A 17,838-nucleotide genomic window follows, 5' to 3' on the forward strand; every position below is an offset into this window, starting at 1 on the left:
ATTTCCGGGCAATCAGAACCGCACGGCAGCGATATTGAAGCGGGGCGTTTTCAGGCGTTCCGCTTTTTCTTGATCCGTTCGAAATGTTCGCGCAGGCGTTCGCCGAACTCCTCGCGGCGGTGTTTCAGATTGGCCCGCCACCCCTGCCAGCGGGTGTAGCGCAGGCGTTTTTCGGGATAGATGTCGCGGATCGTCACCAGGATACCCGTCTCCTCCACTCCGCCGAAATCGGGGTTCGACACCGTGTCGAAAACCCGCATCGTGGGTGAAAGATTCATATAGGCGTTGATCAGCGGAGGGATGTTCTCGTTGAACTTGCGGATCTGCTGGATCAGGATGCGGTAGTTATCCATATAGGTCTCGCCACAGAACAGCTTCTCGTAATAGGGGTCGTCCAGATCCAGCCGTATGGGATGGATACCCTCCACCAGATGGTCGTGGTCGGGGAAATAGCGGCGCAGAAACCAGATCAGCGCATTGCGGGCCACGGCCTTGTAGCTCGTATACATGGTGACCTTGCCGAAAAGATATTTGGCCTTGGGGTTCAATACGATCAGCGCACCCAGACCATCCCAGAGATTGTCCAGCGCATAGATGCTCTTGGCGTTGCCGCGGGCCTGGTAGGCGGGCTGCACGAACGAACGCCCCAGTTCGATCGTCCGGGGCAGGAACTTGCGGCGGAATCGCTCGCTGAACCGGAAATAGTGTTCGGTCGAAAGGTGGCTGGGATTGGACGTCGTGCAGATGATGAAGCGGTAGCCGCCGACGATCTCCTGCGCCGAGGGGTCCCACACGATCAGCTGGCAGTAGCCGCCGCCCGCGAGGTCTTCCTCGTCGATGTCCACCTCCTGACCCGTGCCGCCGCCGGCACTGCGGAAAGCCTCCTCGCGCAGACGACCTACCTCGCGCATGAGCGCGGGGCATTCGGCCGCCGAAAAGATGTAGATTTCATTGCCGGCCCGGTGGGTGTCGCGCATCTTGCGGGCGGGCGTCAGTTCGGCGAGCAGCAGCTCCCGGGCGACCGGTTCGATGATGGGTATTGTATTCTCCTTCCGTTGCATGTCAGGGCAAAAATACCAAATTTAGCGATTCGAACACGACCCGGCAAGCGTTTTTTTCAAAAAATACGCTTTTTTACGCACTTCCAGCACCTGTTCGCGCAGCGACCCGTAATGCTGGAGTTCGGCAACGGGAATCGGATCGCCGACGACGATACGGAAATGGCGCCCCTTCTGCGAAAACATCTCGTCGGGAAGCCACAGCATCTCGATATTAAACTTGATACCCAGCGCCTTGCGAATGCGGTAGACACCGTAGAAAAACTTCGACAGGCGCCCTTCGACGAAGACCGGGACGATCTGCCGCTGCGAAGCATAAGCCTTTTTCAGAAAGCTGATCCGCCACTCGGGGTCGGTCACCTCGCCGCCGCTGGGCCGCGAGCAGAGACCCGCGGGAAAGGTCAGGATCGGCAGATCGCCGAAGAACTCCTCGTCGAACTTCCGCGCGTAGGAGACACTCTGCGCCCCGTGCTTGTTCACCGGGATCCACAACGGACGCAGCGGCTCGAGGTACATCAGCAGGTCGTTGACCACCACCCGCGCGTCGCCGAAATGATCGATCAGCTTGTCGGCCAGCATCATGCCGTCCATCCCCCCGAACGGGTGGTTCGAGGCGAAGAGGTAGCGACCCCCGGGCGCGAGCTTGTCAAGTCCTTCGATCGAATAGGTGACCTGCCATTCGCGGAAGGCCGCACGGATAAACTCCTGCGGAGGCAGTGTCCAGTAATGTTCCAGAATATGGTTGATTTCCGACTCGTGGATCGTGCGGCGCAGCCAGTTCACGACCGGACGGGGAATCCAGCGTGCCAGCCGCGGGGCTTTCTGTCCGAGTACGGCGCCGATATCAATTTTGGGCATGAAGGTTCCGAAAATTATATCCGCAAATATAGGCATTCTTTTTTGAAAAATCCCTAACTTTACACCCAAATAGACCTTTGTAAATAACGATTATGTCGCAATACCATACTCCCGTACTGCTGGAAGAGTCTGTGGGACTGCTCGCTGTCGATCCCAAGGGCACCTATGCCGACCTCACCTTCGGCGGAGGCGGCCACTCGCGCCGCATCCTCTCCGCTCTGGGACCGGAAGGCCGTCTGTACGGATTCGACCAGGACCGTGACACACTGGAGAACAGACCCGACGACGGGCGTTTCCACTACGTGGAGAGCAACTTCCGTTTCCTGCGGGGGGCCCTGCGGCTGCGCGGCGTAAGGGAGGTGGACGGCATTCTGGCTGACCTGGGGGTTTCGTCACACCATTTCGACGCCGTGGAGCGCGGATTCTCGTTCCGCGGAGAGGCTCCGCTCGACATGCGCATGAACCAGAGAGGGCGGATCACGGCGGCCGACGTGGTGAATAACTACCCGGCAGAGGATCTGACCCGCATCCTGGGCGACTGGGGCGAGATAGAGACTCCGTGGAAGGTTGCCAACTGTCTGGTGAAAGCCCGCGCGGCGGCACCCGTGACGACCACGGCACAGCTGGTCGGCGCCGTGAAACCCTGCACGCCCAAAAAGGACGAGGCGAAATTCCTGACCAAACTGTTCCAGGCTCTGCGCATCGAGGTCAACGGCGAGATGGAGGCGCTGAAAATGGCGCTGGAGCAGAGCCTTCGGGTGCTGAAGCCCGGCGGCCGCCTGGTCGTCATCTCCTACCACTCGCTCGAAGACAGGCTGGTAAAGAACTTCATGCGCAGCGGCAACTTCTCGGGGCAGGTTGAAAAGGACTTTTTCGGCCGCTCGCAGACCCCGTTCGACCTCGTGACGCGCAAGGCCGTGACCCCTTCGGCCGAAGAACTCGACCGCAATCCCCGTTCCCGCTCGGCGAAACTCCGGGCGGCCGTAAAACGCTGATACGATGTACCGAGACCACGAATTCGACCCGGTGACTCCCGAGGAGCTGGCCCGTCGCGAGCAGGAGGAGGAGTTCGCACGCCGCGTGCGCCGCGAGGTGCGCCGCATGGAGCGAGGCGAAGCCGAAGAGGACATCCGCGCCGACGAGGAACGCGAGGCCGAAGAGCGGGCCGAAGCCGAGGAACACGAACGCCGCGAGCGTCGCCGCAGGTCCAGCACCTTCTGGCAGCTGTTCTCGGGAACGATCCTCGTGCGCGAGGGCGTCTCAAAATACTACCCCTACATGCTGACCATTGCCGGGATGTTCTTCCTAAGCATCGTGGTGATGTTCTGGTCGCTGCACCTCGACATGCGCTACACACGTCTCGAACGCGACGTGCAGAAACTCCGCGAACGCTCCATCCGCCTTCAGGAACAGCGCTACCAGCGCACGACCCATTCGGCCATCGTCGAACAGCTCCGCGCTCGGGGAATCGAACTCTACGACCCCCAGACGCCGGGTGAAATCATCGAAAACTAAACGGCGATGAAGCAGGAACAATCGAAGGTAAAAAGCGATATTCTGCTGCGGGTGAGGCTTCTGTACGTGCTCTTCATCCTCGCCGGAACCATCGTACTCACACGGCTCATCTGGGTGCAGCTCTTCAGTGCGGAAGTGGCCTACAATGCCGACCGCCTCGCCAGCCGCATCTTCACCGAGGAGATCATCCCCGCGCAACGGGGCAGCATCCTTTCGCGCGACGGCGAACCCCTCGCCACCTCGATCTTCCGCTACCAGGCCGCCTTCGATTTCGCATCGCCCGGACTGGACTCGCTCAAGACCTTCCGCGAACAGGCCGACTCGCTCGCAAAACTGCTGGCCGCCTTCTTCAAGGACAAACCAGCCTCGGCCTATGCCAAACGCTTCCGCGAGGAGCATGCCCGACGTTACCGGCTGGTCAACCCGCGCGACACCTCCTACCTGCGTTCCGAGGGATGGTTTTCGCGCATGATGGACCGCATGCGCGGCGAGGAATATGTCAAACGCCGCATCTACGACACCATCCGCGACCATACGCCCGTGAATATCTTTCCCCGCGAGGTTGATTTCGCCGAATGGGAGACCCTGCGGCGTTATCCCCTGCTGAACTGGAACATGGGCATGGTCTACCGCCTGATCGAACGCGACGAGCGCATCTACCCCCAGGGCGAACTGGCGCGCCGAACGATCGGACTGACGGGCGACAAGGGCAACTACGGCATCGAGGAGGCCTACCGCGAGGAGCTGGCGGGCCGCGACGGCAAAGCCATGCGCCAGCGCATCGCACGCGGTTTTTACGGACGCGTGGCGGGCGGCGACCACGAGGACCCGGTGGACGGATTCGACATCATCACGACACTCGACCTCGATCTGCAGGATGTGGCCGACAAGGCGTTGAGAAGGCAGCTGGAGGCCCAGAACGCGTTGTGGGGCACAACGATCGTGATGGAGGTACACACAGGCGAAATCCGGGCGATGGTCAACCTCGGGCGCAATGCCGACGGGAGCTTCACCGAGCGGGAGAACTACGCCTTGGGGCGCAGCATGGAACCCGGCTCGACGTTCAAGCTGGCGACGATGCTCACGCTGCTCGACGACGCCCGCATGCCCGTATCGACGATTTATGACACCCACGACGGCAATCCGGTGACGGTCGGACCGGCCAGAAACATCCGGGACTCGCACCGCGGCGACCACGAGATCGACTTCCGGCGCGCTGTGGCCTCGTCGTCGAACGTCTACTTCGCCAAGGCCATCTGGGAGCGTTACGGAAGCACGGGCAGGAAGCAGGAATACAGCGACTTCCTCCACAAGGAGCTGCATCTGGGCGAGACCGTGGGGCTGGAGCGTCTCGGCGAGCGGAAGCCGTCCATCACCACGGACTGGGATGCTCCCGACCCGGGGGTGATGCTCGTGAAGATGTCCTACGGCTACCGCGTACGGATGGCGCCGATTCAGGTAATCACCTTCTACAACGCCATAGCCAACGGCGGGAAGATGATCTCGCCCGTGCTCGTGCGCAGCCTGAACCGCGGCGATCGGGTCGAGGAGCATTTCGAAAGCCGCACCATCGCCTCGTCGATCGCATCACGCGCGGCGCTGCGCGAAGTGCACGAATGTCTGCAGGCGGTATGCACCGAGGGTACGGCCAGCGCATTTTTCCGCGACACGACGCGTCTGCGCGTGGCCGCCAAGACCGGAACGGCGCAGATCACCGACGCACGCAGCCGCGAAGGCCGCTACTATCTGGGGTCGATGGTGGCCTACTTCCCGGCCGACGCTCCCCGATACACGGTGCTCACGACCATAGAAACCCGCGCCCAGGCCGGAAAGGCCTACTACGGAGGACCCTTGGCCGGGCCCGTCGTGAAGCGCATGGTCGACTACATCTTCAACCGCGGGCACGACTGGTACGGCCGTGTCGACGACGGAGGCCCGCGCCGCTATCCCGACCGGATGAAGGGCGGCGACATCGCACAGATCCGCCGCGTGGCCGACCGTCTGTCGCCCCGCACCTCGTCCGAAAGCCGCACGGGCTGGGGACGGGTCGCGGTGGACAGTCTCTCGAACGTCGTCATCACGAGCCTGCCCGGGGACCGGGGCGTGATGCCCGACGTGCGCGGAATGGGCCTCAAGGACGCTCTTTTCGTACTCGAAAGCCGCGGGCTGAAGGTCCGATTCTCGGGACGGGGAGCCGTAACACAGCAAAGCATCACCGCCGGAGCACGCATAGCACCGGGCACGGCGGTCGTCATAACATTGAAATAGGATGAAAAAATTAACCGATATTCTGAAAAATACCTCCATTCGGGAGGTATGCGGCAACACGGCCGCCGCCATTGGCGGACTGGTCTACGATTCGCGCGCCGTGAAACCGGGTGACTGCTTCTTCGCCGTTCCGGGCACGCAGAGCGACGGCCACGACTACATCCCCATGGCAATCGGGAAAGGCGCGGCGGCAATCGTCTGCGAACGGATGCCGGAGGAGGTGAAGGAGGGTGTCGCCTATGTCCTCGTCGGGGACTCGGCGGGAGCCATGGCCGATATGGCCGCGGCGTTTTACGACTTCCCGAGCCGCGAGCTGAAACTCGTGGGTATCACCGGAACCAACGGCAAGACCACGACCGTGACGCTGCTCTACGACCTCGTGCGGGCGATGGGATACAAGGCCGGGCTGATCTCGACGGTGGTCTACAAAATCGACGACCGCCGGATCGAAGCGACCCACACCACACCCGACCCGGTGCGTCTGAACGCCATGATGCGCGAAATGGCCGACGCCGGGTGTGCCTACTGCTTCATGGAGTGTTCGTCGCACGCCATCGTGCAGGAACGCACGCGTGGGCTCGAATTTGCCGGCGGAATCTTTTCGAACATCACGCACGACCACCTCGACTACCACAAGACCTTTGCCGAGTACATCCGGGCCAAGAAGCTCTTTTTCGACGGGCTCCCCAAGGGGGCTTTCGCCCTGACGAATGCCGACGACCGGAACGGACGCGTGATGGTGCAGAATACCGCGGCAGCAGTGAACACCTACTCGCTGCGCGCGATGGCCGACTTCCGCTGCAAGATCGTCGAAATGCACCTCGACGGCATGCTCCTGCGCATCGACGGGCAGGAGTTGTGGGTGGGGCTGCTGGGGCGGTTCAACGCCTACAACCTGCTGGCGGTCTACGGCGCGGCAGTACTGCTGGGACTCGACCGGGGCGAGGTGCTGCGCGTGCTGAGCATGCTGCACGCCGTGAGCGGCCGCTTCGAGAAGGTCCGCGCGTCGAACGGCACGACGGCCATCGTCGACTACGCCCACACCCCCGATGCGCTGGAGAATGTGATTCAGACCATCGAGGAGATCCGCACTCCCGACCAGCAGCTGATCGTGGTGTGCGGCTGCGGCGGCGACCGCGACCGGACCAAGCGTCCCGAGATGGCGGCCATAGCCGTGAAGTATGCCTCGACGGCGGTTTTCACCTCCGACAACCCGCGCCACGAGTCCCCCGAGGCGATTCTCGACGACATGGTCGCGGGGCTGGAGCCCGGAACGCGCTACCTGCGCATTGCCGATCGCACAGAGGCGATCCGGACGGCCGTGATGCTCTCGCGTCCGGGCGACATCATCCTCGTGGCGGGCAAGGGACACGAAACCTATCAGGTCGTCGGCGACGTGAAGCATCCCTTCGACGACCGGAAGGAGGTCGGCAAGGCCTTCGAAACATTGATTAAATAAAAAAAGCTACTCCAAAACATGTTCTACCATTTATTCAGGTATCTGGACGAAACCTACGACCTCCCCGGATCGGGAATGTTCCAGTACATCTCCTTCCGTGCCGCGGCAGCCATCATCCTGTCGCTGCTGATCGTCATCATCTTCGGACGTTCGATCATCGACTTCCTGCGCCGCAAGCAGATCGGCGAGGAGATCCGCGACCTCGGACTGCAAGGCCAGCTGCAGAAGAAAGGAACTCCCACGATGGGCGGCGTGATCATTCTCGTCGCCATACTGGTTCCGATGCTGCTCTTCGGCAAACTGGACAATGTCTACATCCAGCTGCTGATCGTGTCGACGGTATGGCTCGGGCTGATCGGCGGACTGGACGACTACATCAAGGTTTTCCGCCACAGGAAGGAGGGACTGAAGGGTCGCTTCAAAATCGTGGGCCAGGTAGGACTCGGCATCATCGTCGGGACGACCATGTGCCTCTCGCCCGACATCGTCGTGCGCGAGAAGGTCACGCAGCCCGTGCAGACGGTCTATCTGAACGAGGACGGCACGGTGCTCGAAACCGTTCAGCGACACGTGGTCGTCAGTTCCGAGAGCCTAAAGACCACGCAGACGACCATCCCCTTTGTCAAAAACAACGAGTTCGACTACGGATGGCTGACGGGAGGGAACAGCATCGCCACCTGGATTCTCTATGTGCTGGTCGCCATTTTCGTGGTGACGGCCGTGTCGAACGGCGCCAACCTCACCGACGGCCTGGACGGTCTGGCAACGGGCGTTTCGGTGCCGATTGTCGCCGTGCTGGGCGTACTGGCCTATCTTTCGGGGCACATCGTCTATGCCGACTACCTCAACATCATGTACATCCCCGGCAGCGGCGAAATGGTGGTCTTCGCGGCGGCGCTGGTGGGGGCGCTGGTGGGTTTCCTGTGGTACAACTCCTTCCCGGCCCAGATCTTCATGGGCGACACGGGCTCGCTGGCCATCGGAGGCGTGATCGCCGTCTTCGCTCTCTGCATCCGCAAGGAGCTGCTGCTGCCGCTGCTGTGCGGCGTCTTCCTCGTGGAGAGTTTCTCGGTGATGATGCAGGTCGGCTGGTTCAAGTACACCAGGCACCGCTACGGCGAAGGTCGGCGTATCCTGCTGATGTCCCCCGTACACCACCACTACCAGAAAAAGGGCATCTTCGAAACCAAGATCGTGCTCCGCTTCTGGATCATCTCGCTGCTGTTGGCGGCCATTACGCTGGTAACGCTGAAAATAAGATAATATGAAACAGATCGTCGTTCTGGGCGGAGGAATCAGCGGCTACGGGTCCGCGATCCTCGCCAAAAAGAAGGGATTCGGGGTATTTCTATCCGATGCGGGGCGCATTGCCGACCGTTACAAGGCCAGACTGGACGAATGGGAGGTCCCCTACGAGGAGGGCGGCCACACCGAGGAGCGCATCCTCGCTGCCACGGAGGTCATCAAGTCGCCCGGCATTCCCGATACGGCTCCGATGGTGCGCAAAATCCGCGAGGCGGGCATTCCGGTGATCTCCGAAATGGAGTTCGCGGGGCGCTATATGGGAAAGGCCAAATGTATCTGCATCACCGGATCGAACGGAAAGACCACCACCACGTCGCTCATCTACAAGATCATGCGCGACGCGGGGATGAACGTGGCGCTCGGCGGAAACATCGGCGAGAGTTTCGCTTGGTCTGTGGCTACGGGCGACTACGACTGGTATGTGCTGGAGTTGAGCTCGTTCCAGCTGGACGGCATGTACCGCTTCAGGGCGCATGTCGGGGTGTTGATGAACATTACGCCCGACCATCTGGATCGCTACAACCACTGTTTTCAGAATTATGTCGACTCGAAAATGAGAATCATACAGAACATGAACTCGCGCGACTGGTTCGTCTACTCGGGCGATGACGAGGTGATCTGGAACGAGCTCCCGAAGTACGATTTGCGGATGCGTCAGCTGCCCTTTGCGGCCAGGAATGCCGTGGCGAGCGGTGCGGGCGACGCATTTCTCTGCGACGGGAAATTCACGGCAACGGCCGGAAAGGCTTCGGTGGAAATCGACACCGCGAAATTGCAGATCAAGGGGCTTCACAACGCCTACAACGCCATGGCGGCGGCCCTCGCGACCCTTGCGGCGGGTGTCGCCCCGGCGAAGATCCGCAAGTCGCTCTACGCCTTCGCACCCGTCGAGCACCGGCTCGAACCCGTGGCGGAAAAGGGCGGCGTGCTGTGGATCAACGACTCGAAGGCCACGAACGTCGATTCGGTGCACTATGCCCTGGAGAGCATGACGCGTCCCGTGGTGTGGATCGCCGGAGGAACCGACAAGGGCAACGATTACGAAGTGCTGAAGGCCGCTGCGCGGGCGAAGGTCCATACGCTGGTCTGCATGGGTCTCGACAACGCCAAACTGATCCGGGAGTTTACGGGTGTGGTGCCGGAGGTGGTTTCGACCGATTCGCTCGATACGGCCATGGCGGCCTCGAAGGCCGCGGCACGGCCCGGAGACGCGGTGCTGCTGTCGCCGGCCTGCGCCAGCTTCGACCTTTTCCGGAACTACGAAAACCGCGGCGAACTGTTCAAGAACTGGGTCAACGAAAAAGCATAACCGATGCGCAACGAGAGCAGATACGACGACCGGGCAACGGCCGAGGCGGCGCGCGACACAGCACCGCGCGGCGGCGGACGGACTTCGGGAAGCGGGAGCACGGCCCCGGAAGAGGGCTATGCCGCCGGAACGGAGACGGCCGGAAGTCCGGGATTTCACCTCTTCACGGGCGACCGCGTGCTGTGGATCATCGTCGCCGCACTGGCGGTGATCTCGGTGCTCGTGGTCTACTCGTCGACAGCCAAGATGGCCTACGACGCGCACACGGCCCGCACGACGGCACATTTCCTGCGCCAGCAGCTGCTGCTGCTGGTCGTCAGTCTGCTGATCATGGTCGCCGTGCAGAAGATCAACTGCCGCATCTACAACCTCCTGGCCCGTCCGGCCTATTTCCTTTCGGTGGCGCTGACCGTCGCCGTCTATTTCATCGGCGCGACAACCAACGGTGCGGCACGCTGGATTCCGCTCGGGCCCTTTCAGTTCCAGCCCTCCGAGGCGCTGAAGGTCGCCACGGTGCTCTTCCTCGCCCAACAGCTCGCCGGACGGCAGTCGAAGATCGACAAGATACGCATCGTGCCGACGTGGAAATTCTGGACGTGGCGTTCGTCGCCCGTGCAGCGAAAAATCTGGAGCGAGGGGACGCAACCCATTCTGCTGCCGGTAGCCATCTCGGCGATGGTGATCTTTCCGGCACACACGTCGTCGGCCGTGCTGGTGTGTCTGGCTTCATGGGTGATGATGCTCATCGGGCGCGTCCGATTCGGGGAGCTGATGAAACTCGTGGGATGGGGCGTAGCGGCCATCGTCGTCATCATGACGCTGAACCTCGGACGCAGCGAGACCGCCGAAGGGCGCGTTTCGACGTGGATTCACCTCTGGACCCAGTCGCAAACCGAGAAGCCCATCGAACATCTCTCCGACACGGAGCGCTCGATGATCGCCATTTACAACGGCGGCATCCTGGGCGAAGGCGCCGGGCAGAGCGCAATGCGCGTGGAGATGATCCACCCCGAGAGCGACTATGCCTATGCCTTTTTCGTCGAGGAATACGGCTTCATCCTGGCCGTGCTGCTGCTGATGCTCTACCTGTGGGTCTTCTTCCGGGGAATCGAGATCTTCCGGCGCTGCGGAACCGCTTTCCCGGGGTTGCTGGTGCTAGGGCTGGCGCTCCTGATCACCTGTCAGGCGCTGCTGCACATCATGGTGACGGTGAACCTGATTCCCGAGACGGGGCAGACCCTGCCGCTGATTTCGCGCGGCGGTTCGTCGATGCTCTTCACGATGATCGCCTTCGGGATGATCCTCAGCGTCAGCCGTCAGAACGACGAACAGTCGCACGACCGGCCCAAAAATGAAACGTTATACGAAAAATAAGAGACCATGGATGATATTCGGTTGGACAAGTACCTCTGGGCGGTGCGGGTGTTCAAGACCCGCAGCGACGCCGCAGATGCCGTGCGCACGAACAAGGTGACGGTGAACGGCGCCTATGCCAAGCCTTCGCGCGAGGTGAAGATCGGCGATGTGATCGCCGTGCGCAAGATGCAGGTGACCTATTCCTACAAGGTGCTCGATCTGGTGTCGAGCCGTCAGCCCGCGAAAAACGTACCGCTCTACTGCCTCAACATCACACCGCAGGAGGAGCTGGACAAGCTCAACGTCCCGCGCGAGACGATCTTCATCCTCCGCGACCGAGGCACGGGCCGTCCCACCAAAAAGGAGCGACGCGAGCTGGACGGACTGATGGAAGGGATCTACTACGACGAGGAGGAATAGCAAGAGACAGCCGGCAGGAGGGGATGCGGCGTATCAGGAGTATGCAAAATTTGTCAGGGCTTCAGGCGTCTTGGCTCCATTATATCAACGACACCACGGAATCATTCCCTGTCTGCCCCCTGTCTTACAGGGGGGGGGCTGGAGCGGATCCAAAAGCCGTCCGCCCGACCGGCGGAACCTCGCTCCTCTCCAAAAGGTTCGGCACAGTCCCAACGGGAAAGAGAACCCCAAAAATGAAAAAAGCGGCCCGAAAGCCGCTTTTTCTATTTCTTGTTGAAGAAGTTCATCGTCATGGCGGTCCCCACGGTCGCGAACGACCGGATGGCATCGACAAAGACCTTCAGCCGCTCGGGAAGGGCCTTCCGCTCCTCGTCGGTCCACTCGCCCAGCACATATTCCACCTGATGTCCCTTCGGGAAATCGCCGCCCACGCCGAAGCGCATGCGGGCATACTCCTCCGTACCGAGTAGTTCCGAAATGTTTTTCAACCCGTTATGCCCTCCGGCGCTCCCCTTCGGACGCAGACGCAGCGCACCGAAAGGCAGGGCGATATCGTCCGAAATGACGAGCAGGTTTTCCGGCGGGATCTTCCCGGCATCCATCCAATAGCGGACGGCCTTGCCCGAAAGATTCATGTAAGTAGAGGGTTTCAGCAACACCAGCGTCCGGCCCTTGTACTTCGCTTCGGCCACATCGCCGTAACGTTGGGTGGTAAAAACAGTGTTGGACGCCTCTGCAAGGGCGTCCAACACGTTGAAACCGATGTTGTGACGGGTTCCGGCGTATTCGGCGCCGATATTCCCCAACCCAACAATGAGGTATTTCATACTCCCGGCTTATTTCGCAGCATCGGCAGCTCCGCGCGACGCACGGGTTACGCGAACGGCGCAGACGGCAGTCGTAGCGGGAGTGACGAACTTCAGGTTCTCGAACTGGAGGTCGCCGACGAAGATGGTCTTGCCGACACCCAGCTCCGTAACGTCCACGACGATCTCGTCGGGGAGATTCTCGACCAGTGCGCTGACAACCAGCTTGCGGGCCGACAGAGCCAGCTTACCGCCGACCTTCACGCCCTCGGCGTTACCGGTCAGGTGCACCGGAATGGCGATCGAAACGGGTTTGCCCTCGGCGATGCGGTAGAAATCCAGGTGGAGGATCTCCTCGCGAACGGGGTGGAACTGGGCCTCACGCAGCACGGCCTGCTCTTTCTTGCCCTCGACGTCGAACTCGACGATGTAGGAGTTCGGGGTGTAGATCAGGGGCTTGATCTCGCGGGGATCTACCGAGAAGGTCTCGGTTTCACCGTTGCCGCACAGTACGCAGGGGACCATGCCCTCGCGGCGGATTGCCTTGGCTGCCTTCTTGCCGAAATCGGCGCGCTTTACGGCCTTGACTGAAATGGTTTTCATAATGAATGTTTTGTTTTAATGTGTTACCTCCGGCGGTTCTCAATGCGGGCTCTGCGGTCCGCATCCCATTTCCGCCTGTTTTCGGAGTGCAAAGGTAGTGCAAATAATTGGAAATGAAAAATCAGCAGCCGAAAAATCGCCCCTGGCCGAAAAAACGAGGGGCGGAACCGTCATTCCACCCCTCGGGCTTATCTCCTGGCGGCGGATTATTCGATGCCACGGATATGTTTCTCCCATTTCCAGGCGGCGCGGAGCGTCTCGTCGAGCGTGCGCTCGGCCGTCCAGCCCAGCTCGGTATTCGCCAGGGTCGGATCGGCCCAGATGGAGATGATGTCGCCCGCACGGCGCGGCGCGATCTTGTAGTTGAGCTTCAGATTGTTGACCTCCTCGAACTTACGGATCAGTTCCAGCACCGAGACACCGCGGCCCGTGCCGATGTTGAAAATCTCGTAGGCCTCTTTGTTCTTCTCGCCGACCATGCGGTTGATGGCCGCCACGTGGGCCTTGGCAAGGTCCACGACGTCGATGTAGTCGCGGATGCACGACCCGTCGGGCGTCGGGTAATCGTCGCCGAAGACCGAAAGGCATTCGCGCAGTCCGGCGGCGGTCTGCGTGATGAAGGGCACGAGGTTCTGCGGCACGCCGCGCGGCAGTTCGCCGATCAGTGCCGAGGGGTGGGCACCGATGGGGTTGAAATAACGCAGCGCAATGCCTTTCATGCCGGAGTAGGCGGCGAGCGAGTCGCGCAGAATATCCTCGCACATCTGCTTGGTGTTGCCGTAGGGCGAAGTGGCCGGCTTGCGGGGGGTCTGCTCCGTCACGGGCTGCTTCTCCGGCTCGCCGTAAACGGTGCACGATGACGAGAAGACGATGTTCCGGCGCCCGAATTCCCGCATCAGGCCGATGACGTTCATGAACGAAGTGAGGTTGTTGCCGTAGTATTCGAGCGGCTTCTGGACCGACTCGCCCACGGCCTTCGATGCCGCGAAGTGGATCACCGAATCGAATTCATACGCTTCGAAGACCTTGCGGAAGGCAGCCCGGTCGCAACAGTCGACCTCGACGAACGGAATGTCCACGCCGGTAATCTTGCGCGCGCCTTCGACGGCGTTGAGATCGCTGTTCGAAAGGTTGTCGACAATCACCACGTCGTAGCCGGCCGCGATGAGCTCCACAGAGGTGTGCGAACCGATATAGCCCGCTCCGCCACTGACCAATACACACGATTTTTTCATAGGTAGCTGGTTATTATTATGGAAACAAAGGTATTAAAAAAATCATGCGGTGGCAAAAAACGCCGCCGAAAAAAGCATTCGGCGGTGGAGGAGGCGGGCGGATAACAAATTGTAAGCCGAAGCGAGAAAAAAGCATCCGAAAAGTGCCGCTTTTCGGAAATTTATCGTACATTTGTAATAAATCGTCACCTTACGTTCGGAATTTCATCAAAAAAACAACGGATATGTACGGAAAAATCAAGGAGCACCTGCAACATGAACTCGCAGAAATCGAGGCCGCAGGGCTTTACAAACGGGAACGGATCATCGCTTCGCCCCAGCGGGCCGAGATCGAGGTTGCAGGCCGCAAGGTCCTTAACTTCTGCGCCAACAATTACCTCGGGCTGTCGGACAACCCGCGACTGATCGAAGCGGCCAAGCGCGCCATGGACAGCCGCGGTTACGGCATGTCGTCCGTACGCTTCATCTGCGGCTGTCAGGACATCCACAAGGAGCTGGAACGCATCATTGCCGACTATTTCGGGACGGAGGACACGATTCTCTATGCCGCATGCTTCGATGCCAACGGCGGCGTGTTCGAACCCCTCTTTTCGGAGGAGGACGCCATCATCTCCGATTCGCTCAACCACGCTTCGATCATCGACGGCGTGCGTCTGTGCAAGGCCGTGCGCTACCGCTACGCCAATGCCGACATGAACGAACTGGAGGAGTGTCTGAAAAAGGCGCAGGCCCAGCGGTTCCGCATCATCGTCACCGACGGCGTATTCTCGATGGACGGCAACGCCGCTCCGCTCGACAAGATCTGCGCCCTGGCGGAAAAGTACGACGCGCTGGTGATGGTCGACGAGTGCCATTCGGCGGGTGTGCTGGGCAAAACGGGACGCGGCATCACCGAACTCTACGACCTGCGCGGGCAGGTGGACATCCTCACGGGTACGCTCGGCAAGGCATTCGGAGGTGCCGTGGGCGGATTCACCACCGGCCGCAAGGAGATCATCGACATGCTGCGCCAGCGTTCGCGCCCCTACCTCTTCTCGAACTCGCTGCCCCCCGCCGTGGTCGGAGCCGGAATCGAGACCTTCAAGATGCTCGCCGAGAGCCACGAACTGCACGACAGACTGGTGGCCAACGTCGAACATTTCCGCGAAGGAATGATGGCGGCGGGATTTGACATCAAACCCACCCAGTCGGCCATCTGCGCCGTGATGCTCTACGACGCCAAACTGTCGCAGGAGTTTGCGGCGAAGCTGCAGGACGAGGGCGTTTTCGTCACGGGATTCTACTACCCGGTGGTCCCCAAAGGACAGGCGCGCATCCGCGTACAGGTCTCCGCAGGCCACACCCTCGAGCAGCTCGACCGCTGCATCGCCGCCTTCACGAAGGTGGGCAAGGAACTGAACGTAATCAAATAATCCCTCCTCCATGGCTAAACCCGCATTGGACACGATCGACCGCAAGATCCTCAAATACCTCATCAAGAACGCTCGGATGCCTTTTCTAGAGATCGCCCGCGAATGCGGCATCTCCGGAGCCGCCATTCACCAGCGCATCCGCAAGCTCGACGAGTCGGGCGTGATTCTCGGAAGCCGCCTGATCGTGGATCCCAAGATGATGGGATTTGACGTCTGCGCCCACATCAGCATCACGCTCAAGGACCCGCAGCTGCTGACCAGGACGGTCGAGGAGCTGAAGGAGGTCCCCGAAATCGTGGAATGCCACTTCATCACGGGCAAAGGCAACATCCTCGTGAAACTCTACTGCGTGGACAACGAGCACCTCATGCGCACGATCTTCAACAGCATCCTGCGCATCCAGGGTCTTGCTACGACCGAAACCTACATTTCGTTGCAGGAGGTATTCCAGCGCGAGGTGAATATCGATTTTATCGACGGATAGGCCGCAAACCGCCGGAGGCTTCTCCGGGCTGACAACACACAAGGGGGCTGTATCTCAATACAGCCCCCTTATGCATTTGGGCACAACCCGCATCCCGATGCCGTCCGGGAAGTCAGAGCCACTTTTTGTACTTGAAGTACCAGATCGTCAGAGCCGAACAGAAGATCATCATCCCGATGGCGAAGAGGTAGCCCAGGGGAATGTTCCAGCCGTTGCTGAGCGTGAGTGTCCAGTTCAGTTCGGGCATGAACTTGAAGTTCATGCCGTAGATCGACGCGATGAGCGTTGCGGGCATGAATATCACCGCCGCCACAGAGAATATCTTGACGATCTCGTTCTGCTCGATGTTGATCAGACCCAGCGCCGCATCCTGGATATAGTCCAGTCTCTGGAAGCTGAAGTCGGCATGGTTGATCAGCGAGTTGACGTCCTTGATCATCAGCTGCAGGCGCGGATAGATATCGTTGGGGAAGCGCTCCGAGCGCAGGATCCCCGACAGCACGCGTTGGCGGTCGAAGATGTTCTCGCGCAGCGACATGGTCGACTCCTGCAGTGCGCTGATGCGGTGCAGCACCTCCTTGTCGATCGAATCCTCGGAGTTGATGTCCTTCGAGAGCGCCGCGACCTGCTTGGCGATCAGCTCCACGAGGTCGGCATCGAAGTCGATGCGCACCTCGAGCAGCGAAATGAAGAGGTGATAGCCCGTCGAATAGCTGCGGTAGTTCATCTGGAGCCGCTTTTCCGTCTCGCGGAAGGTCCGGAATTCGGCACTGCGCACCGAGACCAGCACTCCCTCGTTCGAGATGATGAACGACACCGGTTCGACGATGAACGAGTCGCCCGTGGGGACAAAGAAGTTGGAGTTGGAGATGATGGAATTCTCGTTCTCGGAGTATTTCGACGTCGACTCGATCTCCTCGACCTGCTGTCTGGTCTGGAGGCTGATCTCCATGAAATTCTCGACGGCCTTCTGCTCCTTGATCGTGGGCAGCACCATATCGATCCACAGAATGTCGTCGTAGCCCAGTTCATCAAAGAGCTTGGTGTCGGCATTGCGGATGATCTTGTTGTATTGCTTGAGGTAAATTGTAATCATAAGACGCTCTCTTAAAGTTCGTGAATCCGTTTACGTGCAGAGAGGCGGATCTCCGGTCCGCTAAGCTCTTCAGCCGGGATTGGCTCTCGGGACCGACTTGAGGCCCGAGTTCCATAACTTTTTAAGCGCTTTGTCTTTCTGATTGTCGAAGATGTAGTCGAAATGTGCGAGTTCGGCATAGGCACGCCCGGAATCGGCCGCAAAAGGCGATTCGAGAATCGCCTCGTAGCCGTGCTCGAGCCCGCAGGTCAGGGCGTGCTGCAAGGTCTCGACGACGTCGGGATCCGTATCGGCGTGCGCCACCCAGACGGCGAAGGCACAGGGAAGTTTCCCGAACGGCTTCCACGTTCCGACCAGCACGTCGTCGCTGGCAAGCAGGGCCTCCTGCGAAGCGGGAACACCCCCGACGCAGTATTCGGTGACGATGCGCGCGCCGGTCAGCGACGGCACGGCGACGGCCGGAATCAGGGCGATATCGGCGTTGTGCTCGGAAAAGGTCTGGATTATTTTGTCGGGATCGGACAACAGCAGTCCGGCCCGGAGATTATCTTCGTGCTGGATACCATAGATGAATGGCGTCGTGCTGAAGCACGACACGACGGCTATACGTGGAACTATGACCATCATCCATAAGGTGTAAAACTGTTGGTTTGC

The 17,838-nt window shown here is 60.3% G+C and carries 17 protein-coding genes; 10 read left to right on the forward strand and 7 right to left on the reverse strand.

The annotated features are described in order from the left end of the window. Positions 1–50: 50 nt before the first annotated feature. Together QZ460_RS03265 and QZ460_RS03270 are read right to left on the reverse strand one after the other, a co-directional pair. Positions 51–1,061: a GNAT family N-acetyltransferase gene (locus QZ460_RS03265; protein ID WP_290540164.1), complete on the reverse strand. Its 1,011-nt coding sequence runs from the start codon at positions 1,059–1,061 to the stop codon at positions 51–53. Positions 1,062–1,082: 21 nt separating this feature from the next. Next, positions 1,083–1,916, reverse strand: coding sequence for an acyltransferase (locus QZ460_RS03270; protein ID WP_290540165.1), 834 nt, complete (start codon positions 1,914–1,916; stop codon positions 1,083–1,085). A 92-nt stretch (positions 1,917–2,008) separates the two neighbouring features. Here QZ460_RS03270 and rsmH point away from each other — a divergent pair, with 92 nt between their 5' ends. From rsmH to QZ460_RS03310, 8 genes are read left to right on the forward strand one after another with little or no spacing between them, the layout of a single operon-like run. Then, on the forward strand, positions 2,009–2,911 hold the full coding sequence (rsmH, locus tag QZ460_RS03275; protein WP_290540166.1) for a 16S rRNA (cytosine(1402)-N(4))-methyltransferase RsmH: 903 nt from the start codon (positions 2,009–2,011) through the stop codon (positions 2,909–2,911). A 4-nt stretch (positions 2,912–2,915) separates the two neighbouring features. Next, a complete protein-coding gene (locus QZ460_RS03280; protein ID WP_290540167.1) occupies positions 2,916–3,431 on the forward strand; it encodes an FtsL-like putative cell division protein in 516 nt (171 codons plus the stop codon). 6 nt (positions 3,432–3,437) lie between these two features. Next, entirely contained in the window at positions 3,438–5,699 is a 2,262-nt protein-coding gene (locus tag QZ460_RS03285) for a penicillin-binding protein (protein WP_290540168.1), read from the forward strand. 1 nt (position 5,700) lies between these two features. Next, entirely contained in the window at positions 5,701–7,158 is a 1,458-nt protein-coding gene (locus QZ460_RS03290; protein WP_290540169.1) for a UDP-N-acetylmuramoyl-L-alanyl-D-glutamate--2,6-diaminopimelate ligase, read from the forward strand. 18 nt (positions 7,159–7,176) lie between these two features. Then, positions 7,177–8,421, forward strand: coding sequence for a phospho-N-acetylmuramoyl-pentapeptide-transferase (gene mraY, locus QZ460_RS03295; protein WP_290540170.1), 1,245 nt, complete (start codon positions 7,177–7,179; stop codon positions 8,419–8,421). Position 8,422: 1 nt separating this feature from the next. Then, on the forward strand, positions 8,423–9,772 hold the full coding sequence (gene murD / locus QZ460_RS03300; protein ID WP_290540171.1) for a UDP-N-acetylmuramoyl-L-alanine--D-glutamate ligase: 1,350 nt from the start codon (positions 8,423–8,425) through the stop codon (positions 9,770–9,772). Between the two features lie 3 nt (positions 9,773–9,775). Next, a complete protein-coding gene (locus QZ460_RS03305; RefSeq protein ID WP_290540172.1) occupies positions 9,776–11,146 on the forward strand; it encodes an FtsW/RodA/SpoVE family cell cycle protein in 1,371 nt (456 codons plus the stop codon). Positions 11,147–11,152: 6 nt separating this feature from the next. Further along, entirely contained in the window at positions 11,153–11,548 is a 396-nt protein-coding gene (locus tag QZ460_RS03310) for an RNA-binding S4 domain-containing protein (protein WP_290540173.1), read from the forward strand. 263 nt (positions 11,549–11,811) lie between these two features. Here QZ460_RS03310 and pth read toward each other — a convergent pair whose 3' ends face one another. The 3 genes from pth to galE form a co-directional block, all read right to left on the reverse strand. Continuing rightward, the gene (gene pth, locus QZ460_RS03315; protein ID WP_290540174.1) at positions 11,812–12,375 is read right to left on the reverse strand and encodes an aminoacyl-tRNA hydrolase; all 564 of its coding nucleotides are present in this window, start codon (positions 12,373–12,375) and stop codon (positions 11,812–11,814) included. Between the two features lie 9 nt (positions 12,376–12,384). Continuing rightward, the gene (locus QZ460_RS03320; protein ID WP_290540175.1) at positions 12,385–12,957 is read right to left on the reverse strand and encodes a 50S ribosomal protein L25/general stress protein Ctc; all 573 of its coding nucleotides are present in this window, start codon (positions 12,955–12,957) and stop codon (positions 12,385–12,387) included. A gap of 206 nt (positions 12,958–13,163) precedes the next feature. Further along, positions 13,164–14,192, reverse strand: coding sequence for a UDP-glucose 4-epimerase GalE (gene galE, locus QZ460_RS03325; protein WP_290540176.1), 1,029 nt, complete (start codon positions 14,190–14,192; stop codon positions 13,164–13,166). 224 nt (positions 14,193–14,416) lie between these two features. Between galE and kbl the strand changes: the two genes are divergently transcribed. Together kbl and QZ460_RS03335 are read left to right on the forward strand one after the other, a co-directional pair. Further along, positions 14,417–15,604: a glycine C-acetyltransferase gene (gene kbl, locus QZ460_RS03330; protein WP_290540177.1), complete on the forward strand. Its 1,188-nt coding sequence runs from the start codon at positions 14,417–14,419 to the stop codon at positions 15,602–15,604. 10 nt (positions 15,605–15,614) lie between these two features. After that, entirely contained in the window at positions 15,615–16,088 is a 474-nt protein-coding gene (locus QZ460_RS03335; protein ID WP_290540178.1) for an Lrp/AsnC ligand binding domain-containing protein, read from the forward strand. Positions 16,089–16,200: 112 nt separating this feature from the next. On the opposite strand, the gene QZ460_RS03340 is transcribed toward QZ460_RS03335, so the two are convergent. Then, positions 16,201–17,184: a CorA family divalent cation transporter gene (locus tag QZ460_RS03340; RefSeq protein ID WP_290540179.1), complete on the reverse strand. Its 984-nt coding sequence runs from the start codon at positions 17,182–17,184 to the stop codon at positions 16,201–16,203. 69 nt (positions 17,185–17,253) lie between these two features. Continuing rightward, positions 17,254–17,811 (reverse strand): ABC transporter substrate-binding protein, encoded by a 558-nt coding sequence (locus QZ460_RS03345; protein WP_290540180.1) that lies wholly within the window; start codon positions 17,809–17,811, stop codon positions 17,254–17,256. Positions 17,812–17,838 lie beyond the last annotated feature (27 nt).

The sequence above is a fragment of the Alistipes sp. genome (genome assembly GCF_020026455.1).
Taxonomy (GTDB): Bacteria; Bacteroidota; Bacteroidia; order Bacteroidales; family Rikenellaceae; genus Alistipes.